Source organism: Geodermatophilus amargosae (assembly GCF_041028265.1).
GTDB classification, from domain to species: domain Bacteria; phylum Actinomycetota; class Actinomycetes; order Mycobacteriales; family Geodermatophilaceae; genus Geodermatophilus; species Geodermatophilus amargosae_A.
Genome location: NZ_JABGCW010000003.1, coordinates 279,841 through 300,547 on the forward strand (window position 1 = coordinate 279,841; position 20,707 = coordinate 300,547).

Annotated in this window: 22 protein-coding genes; 11 read left to right on the forward strand and 11 right to left on the reverse strand. The window is 75.1% G+C overall.

Annotated features, from left to right (window positions below; translation table 11 throughout):
• Position 1 precedes the first annotated feature (1 nt).
• From dut to HLV61_RS04645, 3 genes are read right to left on the reverse strand one after another with little or no spacing between them, the layout of a single operon-like run.
• Positions 2–457 (reverse strand): dUTP diphosphatase, encoded by a 456-nt coding sequence (gene dut, locus HLV61_RS04635; protein WP_369253216.1) that lies wholly within the window; start codon positions 455–457, stop codon positions 2–4.
• Between the two features lie 53 nt (positions 458–510).
• Complete coding sequence (locus HLV61_RS04640; RefSeq protein ID WP_369253217.1) at positions 511–1,452, reverse strand: hypothetical protein; 942 nt, start codon at positions 1,450–1,452, stop codon at positions 511–513.
• 55 nt (positions 1,453–1,507) lie between these two features.
• Entirely contained in the window at positions 1,508–1,810 is a 303-nt protein-coding gene (locus HLV61_RS04645; protein ID WP_204693870.1) for a DUF4193 domain-containing protein, read from the reverse strand.
• Positions 1,811–2,122: 312 nt separating this feature from the next.
• On the opposite strand from HLV61_RS04645, the gene HLV61_RS04650 reads away from it, so the two are divergent.
• Positions 2,123–3,166, forward strand: a complete 1,044-nt coding sequence (locus HLV61_RS04650; protein ID WP_369253218.1) for a phosphotransferase family protein — start codon at positions 2,123–2,125, stop codon at positions 3,164–3,166.
• 70 nt (positions 3,167–3,236) lie between these two features.
• The gene (locus HLV61_RS04655; RefSeq protein WP_369253219.1) at positions 3,237–3,773 is read left to right on the forward strand and encodes a LytR C-terminal domain-containing protein; all 537 of its coding nucleotides are present in this window, start codon (positions 3,237–3,239) and stop codon (positions 3,771–3,773) included.
• On the opposite strand, the gene HLV61_RS04660 is transcribed toward HLV61_RS04655, so the two are convergent.
• A complete protein-coding gene (locus tag HLV61_RS04660; protein WP_369253220.1) occupies positions 3,770–4,594 on the reverse strand; it encodes an inositol monophosphatase family protein in 825 nt (274 codons plus the stop codon). The two genes, HLV61_RS04655 and HLV61_RS04660, sit on opposite strands and share 4 nt — an antisense overlap.
• A gap of 59 nt (positions 4,595–4,653) precedes the next feature.
• On the opposite strand from HLV61_RS04660, the gene ppgK reads away from it, so the two are divergent.
• The 6 genes from ppgK to HLV61_RS04690 all read left to right on the forward strand — a co-directional run bounded on the left by ppgK (position 4,654) and on the right by HLV61_RS04690 (position 12,871).
• On the forward strand, positions 4,654–5,397 hold the full coding sequence (ppgK, locus tag HLV61_RS04665; protein WP_369253221.1) for a polyphosphate--glucose phosphotransferase: 744 nt from the start codon (positions 4,654–4,656) through the stop codon (positions 5,395–5,397).
• A 249-nt stretch (positions 5,398–5,646) separates the two neighbouring features.
• Positions 5,647–7,044 (forward strand): RNA polymerase sigma factor, encoded by a 1,398-nt coding sequence (locus HLV61_RS04670; protein WP_369253222.1) that lies wholly within the window; start codon positions 5,647–5,649, stop codon positions 7,042–7,044.
• Between the two features lie 203 nt (positions 7,045–7,247).
• Positions 7,248–8,705, forward strand: a complete 1,458-nt coding sequence (locus HLV61_RS04675) for an alanine/glycine:cation symporter family protein (RefSeq protein WP_369253223.1) — start codon at positions 7,248–7,250, stop codon at positions 8,703–8,705.
• A 354-nt stretch (positions 8,706–9,059) separates the two neighbouring features.
• Complete coding sequence (locus HLV61_RS04680; protein WP_199505451.1) at positions 9,060–9,269, forward strand: DUF7455 domain-containing protein; 210 nt, start codon at positions 9,060–9,062, stop codon at positions 9,267–9,269.
• Positions 9,270–9,428: 159 nt separating this feature from the next.
• A complete protein-coding gene (locus HLV61_RS04685) occupies positions 9,429–11,720 on the forward strand; it encodes a VanW family protein (protein ID WP_369253224.1) in 2,292 nt (763 codons plus the stop codon).
• A gap of 83 nt (positions 11,721–11,803) precedes the next feature.
• Positions 11,804–12,871, forward strand: coding sequence for a YihY/virulence factor BrkB family protein (locus HLV61_RS04690; protein WP_369253225.1), 1,068 nt, complete (start codon positions 11,804–11,806; stop codon positions 12,869–12,871).
• A 1-nt stretch (position 12,872) separates the two neighbouring features.
• Here the strand turns inward: HLV61_RS04690 and HLV61_RS04695 are convergent, their stop codons facing one another.
• Positions 12,873–13,103: a DUF3039 domain-containing protein gene (locus tag HLV61_RS04695; RefSeq protein ID WP_093582423.1), complete on the reverse strand. Its 231-nt coding sequence runs from the start codon at positions 13,101–13,103 to the stop codon at positions 12,873–12,875.
• A gap of 104 nt (positions 13,104–13,207) precedes the next feature.
• Here HLV61_RS04695 and HLV61_RS04700 point away from each other — a divergent pair, with 104 nt between their 5' ends.
• Together HLV61_RS04700 and HLV61_RS04705 are read left to right on the forward strand one after the other, a co-directional pair.
• Positions 13,208–14,161 carry a pseudouridine-5'-phosphate glycosidase gene (locus HLV61_RS04700; RefSeq protein WP_369253226.1) on the forward strand — a complete coding sequence of 318 codons (954 nt, stop codon included), beginning with the start codon at positions 13,208–13,210 and terminating at the stop codon, positions 14,159–14,161.
• Complete coding sequence (locus HLV61_RS04705) at positions 14,158–15,039, forward strand: carbohydrate kinase family protein (protein ID WP_369253393.1); 882 nt, start codon at positions 14,158–14,160, stop codon at positions 15,037–15,039. Before HLV61_RS04700 ends, HLV61_RS04705 begins: the two co-directional genes overlap by 4 nt.
• Before the next feature lie 21 nt (positions 15,040–15,060).
• Here the strand turns inward: HLV61_RS04705 and HLV61_RS04710 are convergent, their stop codons facing one another.
• From HLV61_RS04710 to HLV61_RS04720, 3 genes are all read right to left on the reverse strand, one after another.
• Positions 15,061–15,420 carry a DUF3099 domain-containing protein gene (locus HLV61_RS04710; RefSeq protein WP_369253227.1) on the reverse strand — a complete coding sequence of 120 codons (360 nt, stop codon included), beginning with the start codon at positions 15,418–15,420 and terminating at the stop codon, positions 15,061–15,063.
• 164 nt (positions 15,421–15,584) lie between these two features.
• Positions 15,585–16,187: an HhH-GPD-type base excision DNA repair protein gene (locus tag HLV61_RS04715; RefSeq protein WP_369253228.1), complete on the reverse strand. Its 603-nt coding sequence runs from the start codon at positions 16,185–16,187 to the stop codon at positions 15,585–15,587.
• Between the two features lie 184 nt (positions 16,188–16,371).
• A complete protein-coding gene (locus tag HLV61_RS04720) occupies positions 16,372–16,719 on the reverse strand; it encodes a helix-turn-helix transcriptional regulator (RefSeq protein WP_369253229.1) in 348 nt (115 codons plus the stop codon).
• Positions 16,720–16,889: 170 nt separating this feature from the next.
• Between HLV61_RS04720 and HLV61_RS04725 the strand changes: the two genes are divergently transcribed.
• Positions 16,890–17,948: a TerC family protein gene (locus HLV61_RS04725; protein ID WP_369253230.1), complete on the forward strand. Its 1,059-nt coding sequence runs from the start codon at positions 16,890–16,892 to the stop codon at positions 17,946–17,948.
• Between the two features lie 197 nt (positions 17,949–18,145).
• Here HLV61_RS04725 and HLV61_RS04730 read toward each other — a convergent pair whose 3' ends face one another.
• From HLV61_RS04730 to HLV61_RS04740, 3 genes are all read right to left on the reverse strand, one after another.
• The gene (locus tag HLV61_RS04730; protein WP_369253231.1) at positions 18,146–19,129 is read right to left on the reverse strand and encodes a hypothetical protein; all 984 of its coding nucleotides are present in this window, start codon (positions 19,127–19,129) and stop codon (positions 18,146–18,148) included.
• A gap of 492 nt (positions 19,130–19,621) precedes the next feature.
• Complete coding sequence (locus HLV61_RS04735; RefSeq protein WP_369253232.1) at positions 19,622–20,245, reverse strand: DUF368 domain-containing protein; 624 nt, start codon at positions 20,243–20,245, stop codon at positions 19,622–19,624.
• Positions 20,246–20,331: 86 nt separating this feature from the next.
• Positions 20,332–20,487, reverse strand: a complete 156-nt coding sequence (locus HLV61_RS04740; RefSeq protein ID WP_204263633.1) for a hypothetical protein — start codon at positions 20,485–20,487, stop codon at positions 20,332–20,334.
• Between the last annotated feature and the right edge of the window lie 220 nt (positions 20,488–20,707).

Here is a 20,707-nt window from a genome sequence, read left to right on the forward strand (position 1 = left end):
CTCAGGCCTCCTGTCCCGCGCCGGTGGACCCGTGCCCGGCCTCGCCGCGGACGCTCCCGGGCAGCTGCTCGACGGCCACGAAGCGGGCCTGCACCACCGGCTGCACGACGAGCTGGGCGACCCGCTCGCCGCGGCGCAGCGTCAGCGGGGTGGTCGGGTCGAGGTTCACCAGGTTGACCTTGATCTCGCCGCGGTAGCCGGCGTCGATGGTGCCGGGGGCGTTGACCAGGCTCAGCCCGTGCCGCGCGGCCAGGCCCGACCGCGGGTGCACGAAGCCGGCGTAGCCGTCCGGGATGGCCACGGCCACCCCCGTGCCCACCAGCGCGCGCTCCAGCGGGGCCAGGTGCACGTCCTCGGTGAGCGTGAGGTCGGCTCCCGCGTCGCCGGGGAGGGCGTAGCGCGGGGGCGCGGCCCCCGCCGCGGTCAGCCGGACGGGGACCTCGAGGGGGTCGGACACGACGGCGACCCTAACCGCGCCCCGGGACGGGTCGGCGGACCGGCCGCGCGGGCTCAGGACAGGCCGCGCCGGAGGTCGGTCCGCACCCGCCGGGCGAGGGTCTCGGTGGCCTTGAGGTTGCCCCGGCCACCGAGCGCCGCACCCACCAGCAGCGGTGCCGCCGCCGGCGCGCTGCGGGCGATGCGGCGCGACAGCCGGCGGCGGAGGGCGCGGAACCCGGCGGTGCCGAGGACGGTGCCCAGGGCCTGCCGCTCACCGCCCTCGACGGCGCGCTGCTGTGTCCAGCTGGAGAGGTAGGCGGCGGCCTTCTCGGCGGGCGTGCCGGACGCCGGCCGGCCGTGGATCTCGTGCAGCTCACCGAGCATCACCACCTCGACGGCAGCGGTGACGAGCGTCTCGGCGCCCAGCTCGAGCGGCAGCGCGACGAGCGACGGCGTCGCGAACCACTGGGCGGCGGCCAGCCCGCCGGTGGCCGCACCGACCGCGGCGGTCAGCCGGGAGGAGCGGGTCACCAGGGCGTCGGCGATCTCGTCGTCCGACAGCCCCGGGTACGCGGCGCGCAGCCGGGCGGCGTCGCGGATGGGCAGGCGCGGTGCGGCCGCGGCGAGCAGGTCGCCGACGACGCCGACCGGGTTGCGGCCCGACCGCTCGTCGTCGGCCGCGCCCGCGGGCCGGTCCGCGCCGCGGCTCCCGGTCGCCGCCGACGTGGCGGCGGAGGTCGCCGCGGAGGCCAGGGCGCCCAGGACGTCGCGCAGCACACCGCCGGCCGACCGGCGGGGGTCGGGCTGCCCGGCGGCGGACGGCTCGTCGGCGCTCCCGCCGAGGAGCCCGGACACCGCGTCGGCGACCGCCCGGGCGGCGCGGCCGAGGCCGCTGTCGTCGGCGAGCCAGGCCGGACCGTCCCCCGACCGGCCCGGCCCCGGCGCGGCCGGCGGCACCGGCCGCGGCGGCGGGACGTCGCGGGGTGCGCCGATGCGCTGCGTCGGCTCGGTCATCGGTCGCTCCCCTCGGTCCTGCCCTGTGGGTCGTACTGCTCGTCGGTCGTCCTGCTTATGCGGCGCAGTCCCGGCAGTACATCTGGTCGCCGCGGGTGGCGGCGAGCCGGCTGCGGTGCTGCACGAGGAAGCACCGCGAGCAGGTGAACTCGTCCTCCTGCTTCGGCAGCACGCGGACGGTCAGCTCCTCGTTGGACAGGTCCGCGCCGGGCAGTTCGAGGCTCTCGTTGAAGTCGGTCTCGTCGACGTCGACCGAGGCCGACTGGGCCTCCGCCCGACGGGCCTTGAGCTCCTCGAGGGAGTCCTCGCCGAGCTCGTCGGCCTCGTTGCGGCGCGGGGCGTCGTAGTCGGTGGCCATGGGGTGCCCCTCCTCCGGGGTTCTCGCGGGCGCGTCGTGCGCGCCCGCCTGGGTCCGACGGCGGCGGGGGCCACCGTCGTCCTGGCCGGCCGCCCGACGGGCGGCCGCTGGTCACGGACCGGGCCCGCCTCCGGCCGACACGGTGGTCGGCCCGGTACGGGACCGGCAGCCCCCCAACGCCGTGTGGCCCCGGTTTGTGCCCGCCCTTCCGGGCGGGACACGCGGGGCCGTTCCACGACCCGTGCAGGGCACCCGGAACGGGCCCGGGCGGGCCGGTCGGGGAGCGGAGTGCCGGAGGTTACCCTGCCGCCCGTGTCGAGTCCCGTGGGAGCTGACCCCGCCGTCGTCGGTCCGTATCTCGCCTCCGTCCTCGGGGACGAGCGCTGGCGGGAGGTGACCGTCGAGCTGATCGCGGCGGGCATGTCCAACCTCACCTACGTCGTCACGCCGGCCGGCGGCAGCGCCGACGACGCGGTGATCCTGCGGCGGCCGCCGACGGGCGCGGTGCTGGCCACCGCGCACGACATGGCCCGCGAGCACCGGGTCATCAGTGCGCTCGGGCCGACGCCGGTCCCGGTGCCGCGGACGCTGCACCTGTGCACCGACACCGGGGTGCTCGGGGCGCCCTTCTACGTGATGGAGCGGGTCGTCGGCCTGCACGTGGTCGACCAGATCCCGGCCGGCTACGCCGACACCCCGGAGCAGCGGCGGCGGATCGGCGACGGGCTCATCGACGTCCTCGCCGAGCTGCACGCCGTCGACCCCGAGGCCGTGGGCCTGGGCGACTTCGGGCGGCCCGAGGGCTTCCTCGCCCGGCAGGTGCGGCGGTGGACCAAGCAGTGGGACGCCACCCGCGACCGCGACCGCCCCGACATGGACGCGCTCGCCGCCCGGCTGGCCGAGACCGTGCCGGTGACCCAGCGGACCGGCGTCGTCCACGGCGACTACCGGCTGGACAACTGCCTGCTCGACCCCGAGCGCCCCGGCGGCATCCGCGCCGTCCTCGACTGGGAGATGTCGACCCTCGGCGACCCGCTCACCGACATCGGCATGTTGTTCGTCTACTGGCCCGAGGCCGGCGAGACCCGGCCGGTCCTCAGCCCGGTGACGACGCTGCCCGGCTTCCCGACCCGCCGGGAGATCGCCGAGCACTACGCCGGCCGCAGCGGCGTGGACCTCTCCGACCTCAACTGGTACGTCGGCTTCGCCTTCTTCAAGTTCGCCGCGATCGTCGCCGGGATCGTCGCCCGCTCGGCGGCCGGTGCGATGGCCGGCAAGGACACCTCCGGCTACGCCGACCGCATCGACCCGTGCGTCGAGCTCGGACGCGCCGCGCTGGAGGACGGTGCCCTCTGAGGTCGGCGGCCGGACCTAGACTCCGCGCGACCCGCCGCACCCGCCCGGGGGGCCGTCGAGGAGGACGACCGTGAGCACGAGCACCGACAGTCCCCCGGCCCGCCCCCGGCGGGACCGCCGGCCGGTGCCGCCCCTGGTCTTCCTGCTCGTGCTCGCCCTGGCCGCGCTCGGCGTCTGGTGGAAGGTCCTCGACGACGCCGGCGCCCGCGAGGACGCCGCCGAGGCCGCCTGCGCCACCGCCGCGGACGCACCGCCGTCACTGGACCCCGGCACGGTGACGGTGCGCGTCTACAACGCCTCCGACATCGCCGGGAGGGCGCAGGAGGTCGCCGACCAGCTGACGCAGCGCGGCTTCGTCGTCGACGAGGTCGCCAACGACCCGACCGACCGCGAGGTGGTCGGGCCCGGCGAGATCCGGCACGGCGCGCGCGGCACCGACGCGGCGCGCTACCTGGCGCTGTTCCTCCCCGGGGCCGGCTCCTTCCAGGACACCCGCGCCGACGCCCGCATCGACCTGGTGCTCGGCCCGGACTTCCCCGGGCTGGCCTCCCCCGACGACGTCGCCGCCACCCTCAGCCCGATCGCGAGCGCCGAAGCCGCCTGCTAGCGGGCGCCGGCCGGGTGCAGCCGGTCGAGCAGGGCGAGGAACGGCTCCGCCACCGTCTCGGGGACCGCGACGGCCATCGGCTCGGCGAAGGGCCGGCCGGGCAGGCCGGTGACCACCAGGCCGGCCTCCGCGGCCACCAGCGCGCCGGCGGCGTGGTCCCAGGGCTTGAGGTCGAGCTCGTAGTAGGCGTCCACCCGCCCGGCGGCCGCCGAGCACAGGTCCAGGGACGCGCAGCCCTGGCGGCGGATGTCGCGGACCTCGGTCAGCAGCTGCGCCACGACCGCGCCCTGCGCCCGGCGCTGCTCGACGCGGTACCCGAACCCGGTGGCCACCAGCGTCTGCTCCAGCGACACCGGCCGGTTGCCTGCCAGCCGCACCGGCTCCGGCCGGGCCGGCGTGCTGAGGAACGCCCCGCCACCGGCCGTGGCGGTGAACAGCTCGCCGGTGGGCACGTCGAGCACCGCGCCGGCCACCGGGACGCCGTCGACCTCGGCGGCGATCGAGACGGCGTAGCCGCGCAGCCCGTAGAGGAAGTTGACGGTGCCGTCGATCGGGTCGACCACCCAGCGCACGCCGCTGGTCCCCTCGCGGGCGGCGCCCTCCTCGCCGAGCAGGCCGTCGTCGGGGCGCGCGTCGAGGAGCCGGGCGGTGATCAGCCGCTCGGTGGCGGTGTCGACGGCGGTCACGACGTCGGTGGGGCTGCTCTTCACGTCGACGGCGGCCGCGGCCGCGCCGCGCTGGCGGGCGACGAGGCCGGCCGCCTCGCGGGCGGTGGCGACGGCGAGGTCGAGCAGCCGGGCAGGGGTCGGCGGGGCACTCACGCGGGGGATCCTGCCCGAGCCGTGCACCCGGGTGCGGCGCCGGTCACTAGGGTGACCGCGTGCAGGGGTTCGGTGTGGACATCGGCGGCAGCGGCATCAAGGGGTGCCCGGTCGACCTCGAGGCGGGCGTCCTGCTCGGTGAGCGGATGCGGGTGGAGACACCGCAGCCGTCCACGCCGGAGGCCGTCTACGAGGTGGTCGCCGGGATCGTGTCGTCCTTCGGCTGGACCGGCCGGATCGGCGTCACCTATCCCGGGGTCATGAAGCGCGGCGTCGCGCACACCGCGGCCAACATGGACAAGGGCTGGATCGGCACCGACGTCGACGCCGGCCTCACCGCGCTGGTGCCGGGGACCGTCGAGACCCTCAACGACGCCGACGCCGCCGGGCTGGCCGAGATGCGCTACGGGGCCGGCCGCGGCCACGACGGGGTCGTCCTCATGCTCACCTTCGGCACGGGGATCGGCAGCGCCCTGTTCTACGACGGGCGACTGGTGCCCAACACCGAGTTCGGCCACATCCAGGTCGACGGGGAGGACGGCGAGCGCCGCGCGTCGGCGGCCGCCCGCGAGCGGGAGGACCTCTCCTACCCGCAGTGGGCGGCGCGGGTGGACCGCTACCTCGACGTGCTCGAGGCCGGGGTGTGGCCCGACCTGATCATCGTGGGGGGTGGGGTGAGCAAGAAGGCGCACAAGTGGGTGCCGCTGCTGAGCACCCGGACGCCGGTGGTGCCCGCCCAGCTGCAGAACGACGCGGGCATCGTGGGGGCCGCACTGGCCGCCGCGGAGCGCTTCGAACCCTGAACCTCGGCCGGGAGCAGCCCTTCCGGGCGATCCCGGACCGTTCGAGGCGGTGGTCACACCGGCGCGCGTCGCTACAATGGAGGAGCCCCAGCCCGTCACCACCCAGCCGGGAGTCATCCCCCGTCCTCCTCGCGGTGAAACACCGCGCTGGACCCTGGGGCCTCCCCGCTGCGCGGCCCGACGACCGGGGCCGCTGCCCGGGAGCCGATCCACTCCCGGGGAACGCACCCAGCACGGGAAGGAACCTGAGTGCCCGCCGACAAGCCAGCGCCGGACGCCGCCGCATCGAGCACCAGCCGCTCGAAGACGGTCGCAGCCGGCACCCGGGCCTCCCGGACCAGCGCCCCCGTCGGGGTCGCGGACGAGGTGCCCGCCGCGAAGCCCACGCGGAAGAAGGCCCCCGCCAAGGCCGCCCCCACGACCGCCGCTCCCGCGACCGGAGCCGCGAAGGGCGCCCGGAAGCCCAGCATCAGCCCCTCGCCCGGTACCGGTGAGGGCACCGTGCTGACCGCCGTGGCCACCGAGGACTCCGCGGTCGCGGTGGTCGACGCCGGCGCCGAGGGCCTGACTCTCGACGAGGCCGTCGTCGCCGGCCCGGACGGGGCAGAGGCCGCCGAGGCCCCGGCCGCGGAGGAGGCCACCGCCGAGGGCGGCACCGACTTCGAGTGGGACGACGAGGAGGAGTCCGAGGCGCTGCGGCAGGCCCGCAAGGACGCCGAGCTCACCGCCTCGGCCGACTCCGTCCGCGCCTACCTCAAGCAGATCGGCAAGGTCGCCCTCCTCAACGCCGAGGAGGAGGTCGACCTGGCCAAGCGCATCGAGGCCGGCCTCTACGCCGCCGAGCGGCTGCGCCAGGTCGAGGAGGAGGGCCAGAAGCTCTCCCCGCAGATGCGCCGCGACCTCAACTGGATCGTCCGCGACGGCGAGCGCGCCAAGAACCACCTGCTGGAGGCCAACCTCCGCCTGGTCGTCTCCCTGGCCAAGCGCTACACCGGCCGCGGCATGGCGTTCCTGGACCTCATCCAGGAGGGCAACCTCGGCCTGATCCGCGCGGTGGAGAAGTTCGACTACACCAAGGGCTACAAGTTCTCCACGTACGCCACCTGGTGGATCCGGCAGGCCATCACCCGCGCCATGGCCGACCAGGCCCGCACCATCCGCATCCCGGTGCACATGGTCGAGGTCATCAACAAGCTCGGCCGCATCCAGCGCGAGCTGCTCCAGGACCTCGGGCGCGAGCCCACCCCGGAGGAGCTGGCCAAGGAGATGGACATCACCCCGGACAAGGTGCTGGAGATCCAGCAGTACGCCCGGGAGCCCATCAGCCTCGACCAGACCATCGGCGACGAGGGCGACAGCCAGCTCGGTGACTTCATCGAGGACTCCGAGGCGGTCGTCGCCGTCGACGCGGTCAGCTTCACCCTCATGCAGGACCAGCTGACCAGCGTGCTGCAGACGCTGTCGGAGCGGGAGGCCGGCGTGGTCCGGCTGCGCTTCGGTCTCACCGACGGCCAGCCGCGCACCCTCGACGAGATCGGCCAGGTCTACGGGGTCACCCGGGAGCGGATCCGGCAGATCGAGTCCAAGACGATGTCGAAGCTGCGTCACCCGAGCCGGTCCCAGGTGCTGCGCGACTACCTCGACTGACGCGAGGACCGACGCGAGGGCTCTCCGCAGAGGCCCCGACCCGCGAGGGTCGGGGCCTCTGCGCGTCCCGGCACCCGAGGTGCGCGGCACCCGGCGGGGTCGGATGATCCTCCGCAACGCCGCCCAGGGGTTCGACGAGCCGAGCGGCCGTCCCCCGAGGTCGTGATCCCAGCGCCGCAGGCCGACACGCGGAGGCCCCCCCGATGGACGTCATCCAGCAGAACCTGATCGACCCGGTCTCGAACGTCCTGTGGACCTACGTGCTGGTCTACGTGCTGCTGGGCGTGGGCCTCTACTTCGGGTTCCGCACGCGCTTCGTCCAGGTCCGGCTCTTCGGCCGGATGATCCGTCAGATCACCTCCTCGCGGAGCGGCTCGGACGGCGGCATCTCGTCCTTCCAGGCCTTCTGCGTCGGCCTGGCCTCACGGGTGGGGACGGGCAACATCGCCGGTGTGGCCATCGCGCTCACCCTCGGCGGCCCCGGGGCGATCTTCTGGATGTGGATCGTCGCCCTCGTGGGCATGGCCACCGCGCTCATCGAGGCGACCCTGGCGCAGATCTTCAAGATCCCGGCCGGTGACGGGAGCTTCCGCGGTGGACCCGCCTTCTACATCGAGCGCGGCCTCGGTTCCCGGCGCGGTGGCGTCCTGTTCGCCGTCCTGCTGATCTTCACCTTCGGCATCGCGTTCAACATGGTCCAGGCCAACACGATCAGCGACGTGCTGGCCGGCGGGCACGGAGTCGGCGAGTGGTGGTCCGCGGCCCTGCTCATGGCCCTCACGGCGTCCGTGGTGTTCGGCGGGGTCCGTCGCATCGCGCGGGTCGCCGAGTGGCTCCTCCCGGTGATGGCCCTGGCCTACGTCGCGCTCGCCGCCGTCATCATCGCGCTCAACGTGACGCAGGTGGGCGCCGTCCTCGGGCAGATCTTCTCGGCGGCGTTCGGCGTCGGCCAGGCCGCGGCCGGCATCACGGGCGGGCTCGCGGCGGCCCTGCTCAACGGTGCGAAGCGGGGGCTGTTCTCCAACGAGGCGGGGATGGGCAGCGCCCCCAACGCGGCGGCGACCGCGACCACCAGCCACCCGGTCAAGCAGGGGCTGATCCAGTCCCTGGGCGTCTTCGTCGACACGATCATCGTGTGCTCCGCGACGGCGTTCATCATCCTGTTCGCCGGGTCCGCGGTGTACACGCCCGGTGAGACCACGGAAGGCGCCTCGCTCACCCAGGCCGCCGTGGCCCACGAGCTGGGCAGCGGGACCACCTGGGTGATGAGCGTCCTGATCTTCGTGTTCGCGTTCTCGTCGGTGCTCGGCAACTACTCCTACGCCGAGGTGAACATGACCTTCCTGCGCGCCCGGCCCGGGGCCCTGACGGTGTTCCGGATCGTGGTCGTCGCCGTGGTGGGCGCCGGGGCGCTGCTCGAGCTCGCGACCGTGTGGGCACTGGCCGACGTCGCCATGGGCTTCATGGCGCTGGTCAACCTGGTGGCCCTCGTGCTCCTGGGCCGGTGGGCCCTCGGGGCGCTGCGCGACTTCGAGCGCCAGGCGCGGGCCGGGAAGGACCCCGTCTTCTCGACCACCGACAACCCCGACCTGCCCGGGACGGTGGCCGACAGCGTGTGGGGCTCCGACGCACCCGCCCGCTCCGCCGGGCGCCCGGTGTGACGGGCGTCCGCTGGTGATCTCGGCGAGGTCACGATCTCACCCGGGTGGGCTGCCCGTGCGGTGTACCGCGGCACCGGCCGGGTAGAGCGCGTAGCGTGGAGGACGTCGAGACAGCAGCGGACCCACAGCCGGAACCCAGCCGGCGCCCGGAGAAGTACCCGTCCCACCAGACAACCGGCACCACCCAGTGACGTCCCTGCTGAACCCACCACCCACCAGTCCCAGCGGTCACCGGCTCACCGAGTCCCGGCGAGTCGAACGCAGTGACGGGAGGCACGGGAACACAGGGGTCCATCCTGGCGCTGTGCAGGAGGCCGATCCGCAGCCGCGGGTCCGTGCGGTAGAGAGCGAGTGATGACCCAGATGACCCAGACGCTGACGACGACCCCCGCCGCCGACGACCTGGTCGTGCCCTTCCACTGCGACCGGTGCGGCGCGCTGGCCAAGGTGCGTGTCGTGCTCGCCAGTGGCAGCGACCTCGTGTTCTGCGGGCACCACGCTCGCGAGTACGACACCAAGCTCCGTGACATCGCCGTCGACATCATCGCGACGGACGGCGAGTAACCCACCCCACTCCGAGAGAGGGCGCTATCGTCGCTTTCCGCGATGAAGCCCTCACCCGACGCCGCCGCCGGCGTCCCCGGTCCGCATGACGCGGCCGGGGGCCCGGCGGCTCCGTCGTTCCCGGGGACCCCCGGTCGACGGCGACCCGAGGAAACCCCGATGCCGCAGCACCCCGCCTCCCCACCTGCCGCCACGTCCGAGGATCCGGGGCCCGGCGGGTTCTCCGACGACACCCGCCCGGTCCCCCGCGACCGCGGACCCGTCGGTCCCGGCGCCGCACCTCCGACGGCCACCGCACCTCCGACGGCCACCGCCCCGCCCGTCGTCCCGTCCGAGCCCCCGGCCGACACCCCGGCCGACACCCCGGCCGACACCGCCGCGGAACTCCCCAGCGAGGCCCCCGCCGGCACCGAGGCCACGCCGGCGCCCGACCCGGTCCACGACACCGTGGCACTCGGCGGCGGCCCGGCCGGCACGCAGGCCACCGAGCCGGTCGACCTGGGCAAGCGCCCCGGCGCCCCCGCCACCGGGGACGCCTCGGACACGGTCGTCCTGGGCGGTGCCGGCGTGCCCGCCGAGGCGCCCCCCGTCGCGCCCCCCGCTCCCCCGGCCGGTTCCCCCGGCGGTCCCGACGGTCCCGGGAGCCCTGGCGGCCCCGGCGGTCCCGCGCCGGGTCCACGCCGTCCGCGCTGGCGCCGTCCCGCCGTCCTCGCCCCCGTGGGCCTGCTGGCGGTGCTCGGCGTGGCCTACGGCGTCGACCTGCTCGTGGCCGGCGGCGACGTCCCGCGCAACACCGTGGTGGCCGGCGTCGAGATCGGCGGCCTGTCGCCCGCGGCCGCCGGCGACGCGCTCGAGGAGGACCTCGCCGCGCGGATCGCCGCCGACCACACCGTCGTCGCCGACGACGTCGAGGCCACCCTCTCCCCCGCTGCCGCCGGCATCACCCTCGACGTCGACGCGACCGTCGACGCCGCCGACGACCAGCCGCTCGCCCCCTGGACCCGCCTGGTCTCGCTGTTCGGCGAGCGCGAGGTCGCCCCGGTCATGGCCGTCGAGGACACCTCCCTGGCCGCCCAGGTCGACACGATCGCCACCCAGGTGGACCGGGCGCCGGTGGACGCCGGCATCGCCCTCGAGGGCACCACGCCGAGCCTGGTCGAGCCCGTCGACGGCCGGACGCTGGACCGCGAGGGCGCCGCGACGGCGATCACCGCGGCCCTGGCCGCCGGCGGGGACCCCGCGACGCCCATCGAGCTGCCGGTCGACGTCGACCCGGTGCGCGTGGACGCCGACGAGGCGCAGCGCGTCCTCGACGGGACCGTCACCCCGGCGCTGGCCGCGCCCGTCACGGTGACCAGCCAGGACGGCGCCACGTCCGTCGAGGTCCCGGTCGAGGCGATCGCCGCCTCGCTCACGTTCACGCCGCAGGACGACGGCGAGCTCGCCGTCGCCGTCGACCCGGCCGCGCTGCAGACGGCGATGGCCGACGAGTTCACCGCCTTCGGCACGCCCGCCGAGGACGCCCGCTTCGAGGTGGCCGGCGGCGGGGTGCGGGTCGTCCCGTCGGTCGACGGCACCGGGGTGGACCCGGCAGCGCTGGCCGGCCAGCTGCTCGAGGTGCTGCCCGACGCCGCACCGCGCACGGTCACCGCAGAGCTCGGGCCGGTGCCGGCCGAGCTGACCACCGAGGAGGCCGAGGCGCTCGGCATCCGCGAGCAGGTCAGCACCTTCACGACGACGACCACCAACGCCGCCAGCGCCACGAACATCCGCGTGGTGGCCGAGGAGGTCGACGGCGCGCTGGTGCTGCCCGGCGAGACGTTCAGCCTCAACACCCACACCGGGCCGCGGGGCACCGCGCAGGGCTACGTGCCGGCCAACGTCATCAGCGGCGGTGAGCTGTCCACCGCGGTCGGCGGCGGGATCAGCCAGTTCGCCACCACGATGTTCAACGCCGTCTTCTTCGCCGGCCTCGAGGACGTCTACCACAAGCCGCACAGCTTCTACATCAGCCGCTACCCGGCCGGCCGGGAGGCCACCGTGTACGAGGGCCAGATCGACCTGCAGTGGCGCAACGACTCCGACACCGGCATCTACGTGGACACCCAGTGGACGCCCGGTGCCTCCGGCGGGTCGATCACGGTGACCTTCTACGGGACCAGGCGCTACGAGATCGAGGCCATCGAGGGCCCGCGGACCAACTACCGCCAGCCGGCGGTCCAGGAGCGGGTCGACGACGGCGACTGCATCTCCCAGTCCGGCGTGCAGGGCTTCGACGTCACCGTGACCCGGGTCTTCCGCGACCTGCAGAGCGGCGCGGAGATCCGGCGGGAGACCTTCGAGACGACCTACGCGGCCGAGGCGGTCATCCGCTGCATCACGCCGCCGGCCGAGGCCCCGGTCCCGCCCGCCCCGGACGGCGGCACCCCGCCGGCCGGGCCGACGGCCTGAGCAGCGATCCGGTCCCCGGCGCCCGGTGCCCGCACCTCCCGCGTCGGCGGCGGAGGCGGGCGTCGGGCGTGCACACTGGCCTGGTGAGCACCGTGCGGGCCGGCGGGCGGTCCCGCACCGGGACCGCGGACGACGCACCCGTCCCCCCGCCCGCGCCGTCCCCGGCGGGCGCCAGCCGCGCCGACCTCCCCGCCCCCGGCCGGCTCGACCACTGGCCCGCCGCCGTCCGGGTGCCGGCGCAGGTCCTCGGCCGCACGGTGGCCAAGGCCTGGCAGGACCGCATCCTCGGGCTCTCGGGCGAGGCGGCGTTCTGGCAGATCCTCTCGGTGCCGCCGCTGCTCATCGCCCTGCTCGGGTCGCTGGGCTACCTGGGCAGCTGGATCGGCGCCGCGTCGGTGCAGACCATCGAGGACACGCTGGTCAACGCCTCCAGCGAGGTCCTGACCGCCGACGTCGTCGACTCGCTGGTCCGGCCCACCCTCAGCGACATCCTGACCTCGGGCCGGCTCGACGTCGTCAGCCTCGGGTTCCTGATCACGCTGTGGGCCGGGTCGTCGGCGACGGCGACGTTCATGAACACCATCGTCATCGCCTACGACCAGCGCGACGTCCGCGGCCCGATCGCCACCCGGCTCATGGCGCTGTGGCTGTTCGTCGTGGGCCTGGTGCTCGCGGTGCTGATGCTGCCGCTGCTGGTGCTCGGGCGCGGGGTGCTGGTCGCCCTGCTGCCCCAGCACTGGCAGGAGACCGCGACCATGCTGATCAACGCCGTCTACTGGCCGGTGGTGCTGGTCGGCCTGCTGCTGGCGCTGACCAGCTTCTACCACGTGATCCTGCCGCGGCGGCTGCCCTGGCGGCGGCACCTGCCGGGCACGCTCCTGGCCGTCGCCTTCTTCCTGGTGGCGGCCACGGTGCTGCGGCTCTACGTCTCCGACATCCTGGTCGCCGCGCTGCCCTACGGCGCGCTGGCCACCCCGATCGCAGCCCTGCTGTTCCTGTTCTTCTTCGGCATGGCCCTGCTGTTCGGTGCGGAGCTCAACGCGACCATCCAGGAGCGCTGGCCCGCGCCCCCGCGCCGGCACACCCGCCGGGCCCAGCGCCGCCGAGCCGCCGAGCTGGAGGCCGAGGCCAAGCGCCTCGGCCTCCGCTGATTCACTCCTTGCGGAGCTGCTCGTAGACCTCCTTGCAGGCCGGGCAGACCGGGCTGCCGGGCTTCGGTGACTTGGTCACCGGGAACACCTCGCCGCACAGCGCCTCGACGAGCGTGCCCATGACCGCGCTCTCGGCGATCTTGTTCTTGCGGACGTAGTGGAAGACCTCGTTGGCGTTGCCGGTGTCCGAGTCGCGGACGTCGGGCTTCTCGAGGAGGTCGGTGTCGCTCACGGTCTCTCCCAGGTTCGGGCGACGGATCCCGGCGGGCACTCCCGGCCGCCCTCCTGCCGGAGGTGGGCGCCGGGCGCGACCGCCCCGCCCACCATGATGGCAGGGTGCCTCCCGAAGCCCCGCGTACCGAGCCCCGTCACGCCGCCGCCCCGCCCCTGACCCTCTCCCCCGAGGTCGCCGAGGCGCTCGACGCCGGCGCGCCCGTCGTCGCCCTGGAGAGCACGCTGCTCGCCCACGGCCTGCCGCGGCCGGACAACCGTGCCGCCGCCGACGACGTCGAGGCGGCCGTCCGGGCCGGCGGCGCGGTGCCCGCCACGATCGCCGTCCTCGACGGCGTGCCGCACGTGGGCCTGACCGCGGGGCAGGTCGACCGGGTCTGCGCCGACCCCGACCTCGCCAAGCTCGGCGTCCGGGACCTGCCGGTGGCCGCCGCGCTCGGGTTGTCGGGCGCCACCACGGTGTCGAGCACCGCGCTGCTGGCCGAGGCCGCGGGCATCGCGCTGTTCGCCACCGGCGGCCTGGGCGGCGTGCACCGCCAGTCGGCCGACACCTTCGACGAGTCCGCCGACCTCACCGCGCTGTCGCGGACCTCGCTGGCCGTGGTGTGCGCCGGCGTCAAGTCCATCCTCGACGTCCCGGCCACGCTGGAGCGGCTGGAGAGCCTGTCGGTCACCGTCGTCGGCTACCGCACGCGCACCTTCCCCGGCTTCTACGTCGCCGACGGCGGCGCCCAGCTGGACTGGTCGGTCGAGTCGCCGGAGCAGGCCGCCGCCGTGCTCGCCGCCCGCCGCGAGCTCGTCCCCGGCGCGGTCGTCGTCGCCAACCCCCTGCCGGCCGACGAGCAGCTCGACCCCGGGCTGCACGACCGGGTCATCGCGGACGCGCTCGCCGCGGCCGAGACCGCCGGCGTGCGCGGCAAGGCCGTCACCCCCTTCGTGCTCGACCACCTGCACCGCGCCAGCGAGGGCGCGACGCTGGCCGTGAACGTGCGGCTCGTCCTGCGCAACGCCGAGCTGGCGGGGCGGATCGCGGCCGCGCTGGCCGCAGCGGCCCGCTGAGCACCCGTCCGGTCGTCGTCGTCGGCGACCTGGCCACCGACGTCGTCGCCGTCCTCTCCGGGGGACCGGCGCCGGACTCCGACCGGCCGGCCACCATCCGCAGCCGCGGCGGCGGGGCGGGGGCCAACGTCGCCGCGCACCTGGCGGCCCTCGCGGTGCCCGTCACGCTGGCCGGGTGCGTCGGCGACGACCCGGCCGGCGCCGGCCTGCTCGCCGAGCTCTCCGGTGCCGGGGTGGGCCTGGCGGTGCGGACGGTGGCCGGGGCCGCCAGCGGCACGATCGTGAGCCTGGTGGAGCCCGGCGGGCGGCGCAGCATGCTCGCCGACCGCGGCGCCAACCTCGACCTGCGCCCCGGCGACGTGCCCGCTCCGCCCCCTGGCGGGCACCTCCACCTGTCGGGCTACACGCTGCTCGACGAGCGCCCGCGCGCGGCGGGGCTGGCGGCGCTGGCCGCGGCCGCGGCGGCGGGGTGCACCACCTCGCTCGACCCGGCCTCGACCGGGCCGCTGACCGCCTACGGCGTGCAGCGGTGGCTGGCCGACACGGCCGGCGTCGGGCTGCTGCTGCCCAACGCCGACGAGGCGCGGCTGCTGTCGGGGTGCGGCGACCTCTCCGACGCCGCACGGGCACTGGCGGCCCGGCACGGCGCGGTGGCGGTCACCCTCGGCGCCGAGGGGGCGCTGTGGGCGGCGGGCACGACGCTGGTGCACCGGCCCGCGCACCCGGCGCGCGTCGTCGACACGACGGGCGCCGGTGACGCGTTCACCGCGGGGCTGCTGGCGGTGTGGCTGGCCGACCCGGACGGCGACCCGGCCGCGGCCCTGGACGCGGGACTGGCCCGGGCCGCCGAGGTGGTCGGCCGCCCGGGCGCGCGCTGAGGCGCTCAGCCCTCGACGTGCTCAGCCCTCGATGACGGTGCCGCCCTCGATGGCCCGCCGGCGGCGGGCGGGGTCGTCGAGGACGTGGTCGGGCCGGGGCGCGACGTACCGGTTCGCGTCGAGCTTCTTCTTCGGCGGCCGGTCGTTGGCCATGACGACGGCGACCCAGGGCAGGACCGTACCGAGGACCGCGAAGATGATCGCCAGCCAGAGGATCTGGTAGAACGCCGCGGCCAGCACGAGGCTGACGGCACGGACGGCCATGGTGATCACGTACCGCTTCTTCCGGGCGGCGTGCTGCTCCACCAGGCTGGGCTCGGCCTGGGTGATCAGCACCGGGTCCGACCGGCGGGGTCGTGCGGACTGCTGGCTCGAGGCCACGGACACATCCCTCCGCTGGATCGGAGCACCGACGGCACGGTGTCGCCTGTGGTGGCCGAGACCCGGTCCCTGCTGGCCGGGTCCCGGGTCTCCCCCCGGTCCGGCTCCCATGGTGCCACCGCGGGAGGGGGCGTGCAGGCGCCTCCGCGGACGATCCCGGGTCGCTAGGAACGGGCCGCCGGAGCCGTCTCCGCCGCCTGCTTCGCGACCTTCTTGGCCTCCTGCTTGGCGGCCCTCACCTCGGCCAGCGACTCCGGTCCGGTGATGTCGGCGACCGAGCGCCGCGACCCCTCCTCGCCGTAGGAGCCGGCCGCCTCGCGCCATCCGGGCGGGGTGACGCCGTACTGCTTGCCGAGCAGCGCGACGAGGATCTTCGCCTTCTGCGCACCGAATCCGGGCAGCTCCCCGATGCGCCGCAGCAGCGTGGCGCCGTCCGGGGCGTCGGACCACAGCGCGTCGGCGCGGCCGTCGTAGCGCTCGAGGAGCAGCCGGCACAGCGCCTGGACCCGGGCGGCCATCGAGCCCGGGTAGCGGTGCACGGCCGGCGGCCCCTGGAACCAGGCGAGCAGCCGGTCGGGGTCGGCGTCGGCGATCCCCGCGGCCGACAGCGTGTCCACCCCCATGCGGTCGGCCAGCAGCCGGGGCCCGGCGAAGGCCCGCTCCATCGGGAACTGCTGGTCGAACAGCATCCCGAGGACGAGGGCGAGCGGATCGCGGCCCAGCAGGTCGTCGGCGGCGTCGTCCTGGGTGATGCGGAGCTGCGGCATCCGGGCAGTCTGCCAAGTCATCGGCCCAGGGGGCCGGGCTCCCAGGTGCAGGAGACGAGGTCCTCCTCGTGGACGACGAGGAGGACCTCGTCGTCCACGCCGCGAAGCCGGCTCGGGCGACCACCTCGGTGTGGAGATCCGGGGACGCGGCGGCGACCGCCCGGCCGGTCGCCGGGGTCTCGCGTCACCCTCCGGCCGGCCCCGGACCCGGTGCCGCCGCCGGACGACCTGCCCCGGGTGGACCTCGGTCCTGCACGAAGAGGGCGAGCAGCCCGTCCACCTCGTGCGCGGCCGTCGCCGGATGCCGGAACCGCTGGTGCGGGCGGATCTCGTAGTGGGTGCGCCGGCCGTACCGATGACGGACGAGGTACCCGCTGTCCTCCAGGTCGCGCAGGATGCCCAGGGCCGCGCGCTGCGTGATGCCCACCCGGGCCGCGACGTCGGCGACCCGCGCGTCGGGGTCGGCTGCCACGGCGAGGAGCACGTGCCCGTGGTTGGTCAGGAACGTCCAGGACGGTCGATCGTCGGTCACGGCTCTCCCTTGGCACACATGGGTGAACTCTGTTTCACTGGTTGCCGGGAGGGGAGTATCCCCACAGCGCTCCCGTCGTCAGTACGGCCCCGCAGGAGGGGCCCGGCGGAGCGGGCCCGAGGCGGGCCGGGAGAGACCTCCGGTTGGTGCTCACCGACTGGAGGCTGTCCGTGGACGTCCCCTTCTGGCTCTGGCCGGCCGTGCTCGGCCTCATCGTCGGCATGCTGGCCGTCGACCTGTTCGCCCACCGCCGCGCCCACGTGATCGGCGTCCGCGAGGCCGCGGCGTGGTCGGCGGGATGGGTGGCGATCGGCGTCGCGTTCGGGGCGTGGGTGTGGTGGGCGCACGGCGCGGAGTCCGGCCAGCAGTACTTCGCCGGCTACCTGATCGAGAAGTCGCTCGCCGTGGACAACGTCTTCGTCTGGGCCATCCTGTTCACGTACTTCGCGGTGCCGAGGGCGTACCAGCACCGCGTGCTGTTCCTCGGTGTCCTCGGCGCGCTCGTCCTCCGGGGGCTGTTCATCGCCGGCGGCTCGGTGCTGGTCTCGAGCTTCGACTGGGTGCTGTACCTGTTCGCCGCGTTCCTGCTGTGGACCGGCTACCGCATGGCCCGCCAGCGTGACGAGCACCTGGACCCGGGCAGGTCCCGGGCGCTGCGGCTGTTCCGGCGCTGGGTCCCGATGACGGACGCCTACCACGGGCAGCGGTTCCTCGTCCGCCGCGACGGCGTCCTGCTGGCCACGCCCCTGCTGGCGGTGCTCGTCCTGGTCGAGGTCACCGACGTCGTCTTCGCGGTCGACTCGATCCCGGCGATCTTCGCGGTCACCGACGAGCCGTTCCTCGTCTTCACCGCCAACGCCTTCGCCCTCCTGGGGCTGCGCGCGATGTACTTCCTGTTGGCCGACCTCATCCACCGGTTCGTCTACCTGAAGACCGGCCTGGCCCTGGTCCTGGTGTGGGTCGGCGTCAAGATGCTGCTCAAGGTGGACCTGTTCTACGTGCCCACCGCGGTCAGCCTGGCGGTCATCGCCACGATCATCGGCGTCTCGGTCGCCGCCAGCCTGCGGGCCACCCGCGGTCAGGGGCGGCGCGCCGTCCCGGCCCCGTCCACCCCGCCGTTCCGGACCGCCACCGCCGAGGAGCTCGCCGCCCTCGAGCCGTTGTGGCGCCGACACCGCGACCCGACCGCCGCGGTGTCGTCCGAGCGGCCCGGCGGAGAGCGGCCGTGACCCCGGCCGGGTCGCCTCCGGTGGCCGTCGTCGTCCCCGACGACCTGGACGCGGTGAACGGCGTGTCGCCGCGACGACGTCGCCGGTGGTCAGGTCGAGGCCTTGGACCCACGGAAGGTGAGGCAGCTGGCGGAGACCCCCTCCCATCGACTCCTGCCGGGCATCGCCGACGGCGGACCCGGGCGACGGGGACCGGGTCAGTCGTCGACGAGCACGACCTCGTACTGCTGGGCGGTCGGGGGGATGCCGGTGTCGAACTTCGCGTTCACGACCGCGAGCCGGCCATCGTGCCGGATCGCGGTCGCCGGGACCTGGAAGAGGTCGCTGGTGATGACCTCCACGACCGATCCAGCCGACAGGTCCCGGCTCAGCCGCACCTCGGTGACTCGGTCGTCGTTCTGCACCGCCCAGAGCCGCCGGTCGTGCAGCACGATGCCGTCCACGGTCGGCACGCTGACCCCGGTGATCCGCGCGCTGTCGCCCGTCCTCGGATCCACGGTGTACAGCGCGCCGTTGGCGGCGTGGGCGACGACGAGCGCCTGACCGTGCCGGACGGCGGCGATGCCGTTGAGGTTGAACGGGCCGGGCGTCTCGGCCGCCGGACCCCGCAGGGTCAGTGTGCGGAACTCCGTTCCCGGCCGACCCTGGCGGTCGATCGGCACGAAGTACAGGACCCCTCGGCGGCTCTCCGTGAACCACGCGCCCGCCCCGGTGACGGTGACGTCGTTGACCACCGTGGTGGGCGGATCGGCGTCCGGTGGGGACGGCGGCGCGAACTGGTAGGTGGCGACGGTGGCCCCGGTCCGCAGGTCGTAGACGTACGCCTGCCCGGTGCCGCCGCCCGCCACGTAGAGCAGGTCGTGCCGGGTGTCGGCGTCCATGCCGACCGCCCACCGCCCCTCCGGCGCGTCGATGAAGAGCTCGGCGGTCCCCTCCTCCAGGTCGCCGCGGAAGACGTCGCCCGCGAACAGGTCGCCCGCGTAGAACGTGCTGCCCTCGCCGTGGGCGATGCCTTCCGCAGAGGTGGCGCCCGGCAGGACGATGACCTCCGGCGCCATGGCCGCGTCCTCCGGCGCCGTCGCCGCGGCGGACGGGACGCCCGTGGCCACCAGTCCGAACACGCCGGCGGTCAGCACCGCTGCGCGGAAGGAGCCGGTCGTTCTCCGCATCACCGTGGGCATGGCTGCCTCCACTCGGCGCTGTCGCACTCGTGGTCGGACGGGACGGTCGTCGACCGCCCACCCCGCCGACTGTGGCCCGCGGTGCCCCTGCGGTGTAGGGACCAACGCCCCGTCCGTGTCCCGGTCCCACCGGGCAGCGGCGGGCTCGACCGCGGACCCTGCGGTGGGCGTGAGGCGGTGCCACCTGTTGCTCACTGACGTTCGTCGCCCCGCCGACACCCGTGATCGCGAGGTCCGCCGGAGTCGGTTCACCAGGTCGAGGTGCTGGGCGTGGCCAGGGGCCCGTCGTCGGTCTGCATCGAGGCGCACCGTCCAGGCGGCCGAACCCGTCCGGGCGGACCAGCCCCCGGTCCGCGCCGGCACCGACCGGCCGATCGCAGGCTCTCTGCGGGCATCGACCTACGGAGGGCAGTCCGCCGCAGGGGACCCCGTGACGCGTCCTCGTGCGGCACGGTGACCACCCCGCGGAGCGGCAGCCGTCCCCTCACCGGCTCAGCGGTCCTCCGCGGCGGGGGCCGCGGCCGCTGCGCGGCGCTCGAGATGGGCCTGGACGGCGATGACGACGGCGACCGCGAGCCCGGCGCCGACCACCAGCGCGAACACGGGTAGCGCTCCGCCGTCCGGGGCGAGCAGGCTGCGGTCCTCGTCCTGCCACGGCCACAGCGCACGCAGCGACCCGGCCATGAGACCGGTCATGAGCGCCAGCGTCAGGGCGTGGTGCCGGCGGAGGGCCACCTGCAGCGCCTTGACGAACGACCCCAGACCGAGCGCCGCCCCGAGGGCGAAGGCGCCGAGGTAGCCCGGATCCCGGTCGTTGACCGCGGCGAGGGTGGGTGGGTACAGGCCCAGGGTCAGCAGGAGGAAGGAGCCCGACACCCCGGGCAGCACCAGGGCACAGATGGCCACCGCTGCGGCGAGGACGACCACCGGGAGTGGCGGGTCGACGTCGCCGGCGGGCGGCAGGCCGGTGAGCAGGAACGCCGCGACGGCGGCCAGCACCGCGGCCGCGACGTCCTGCCTCGCCCAGCGGCCCACCATCCGGGCCGGCACGACGATCGAGACCAGCACCAGACCGAAGAACACCGCGCGGGCTCCGACCGGATGGTCCTCGATCACCGGTTCCAGCAGCCCTCCCCGAGTCCTCTGCGCGCACCGGGGGGAGGCCACCGTCGGGCCTGGACCGGCCGGGCAGCGTGGCCCCGTCAGACACGGGTGTTGCGCTTCACCCAGCCGAAGGCCGCGGTCGCGACGAAGAGGACGGCACCTACGACGATCAACCAGAACAGTCCCTCGACCACAGCGCCGATGACGACGACCGCCAGCCAGACGACCAGCAGCAGAGCGATGAACCCGAGCACGGGCACTCCCTTCGTTCGCGCGTCTCCCGAACGCCGGCACCACCCGCTCCGGTCGAGCCGCCACGTGGGCGCCGTGACCGTCACGTGACGGTCATCCGGCGTCATCCGACCGTCATGACCGGCGGCCTCCTCGGCGACCTCGACCGACGGTTCTCCCCGCGGTGCGGAGGCGGTCGCGACCATGGCGGGCCACGTTTCCACGGCCGGGCACCTGGCAGCA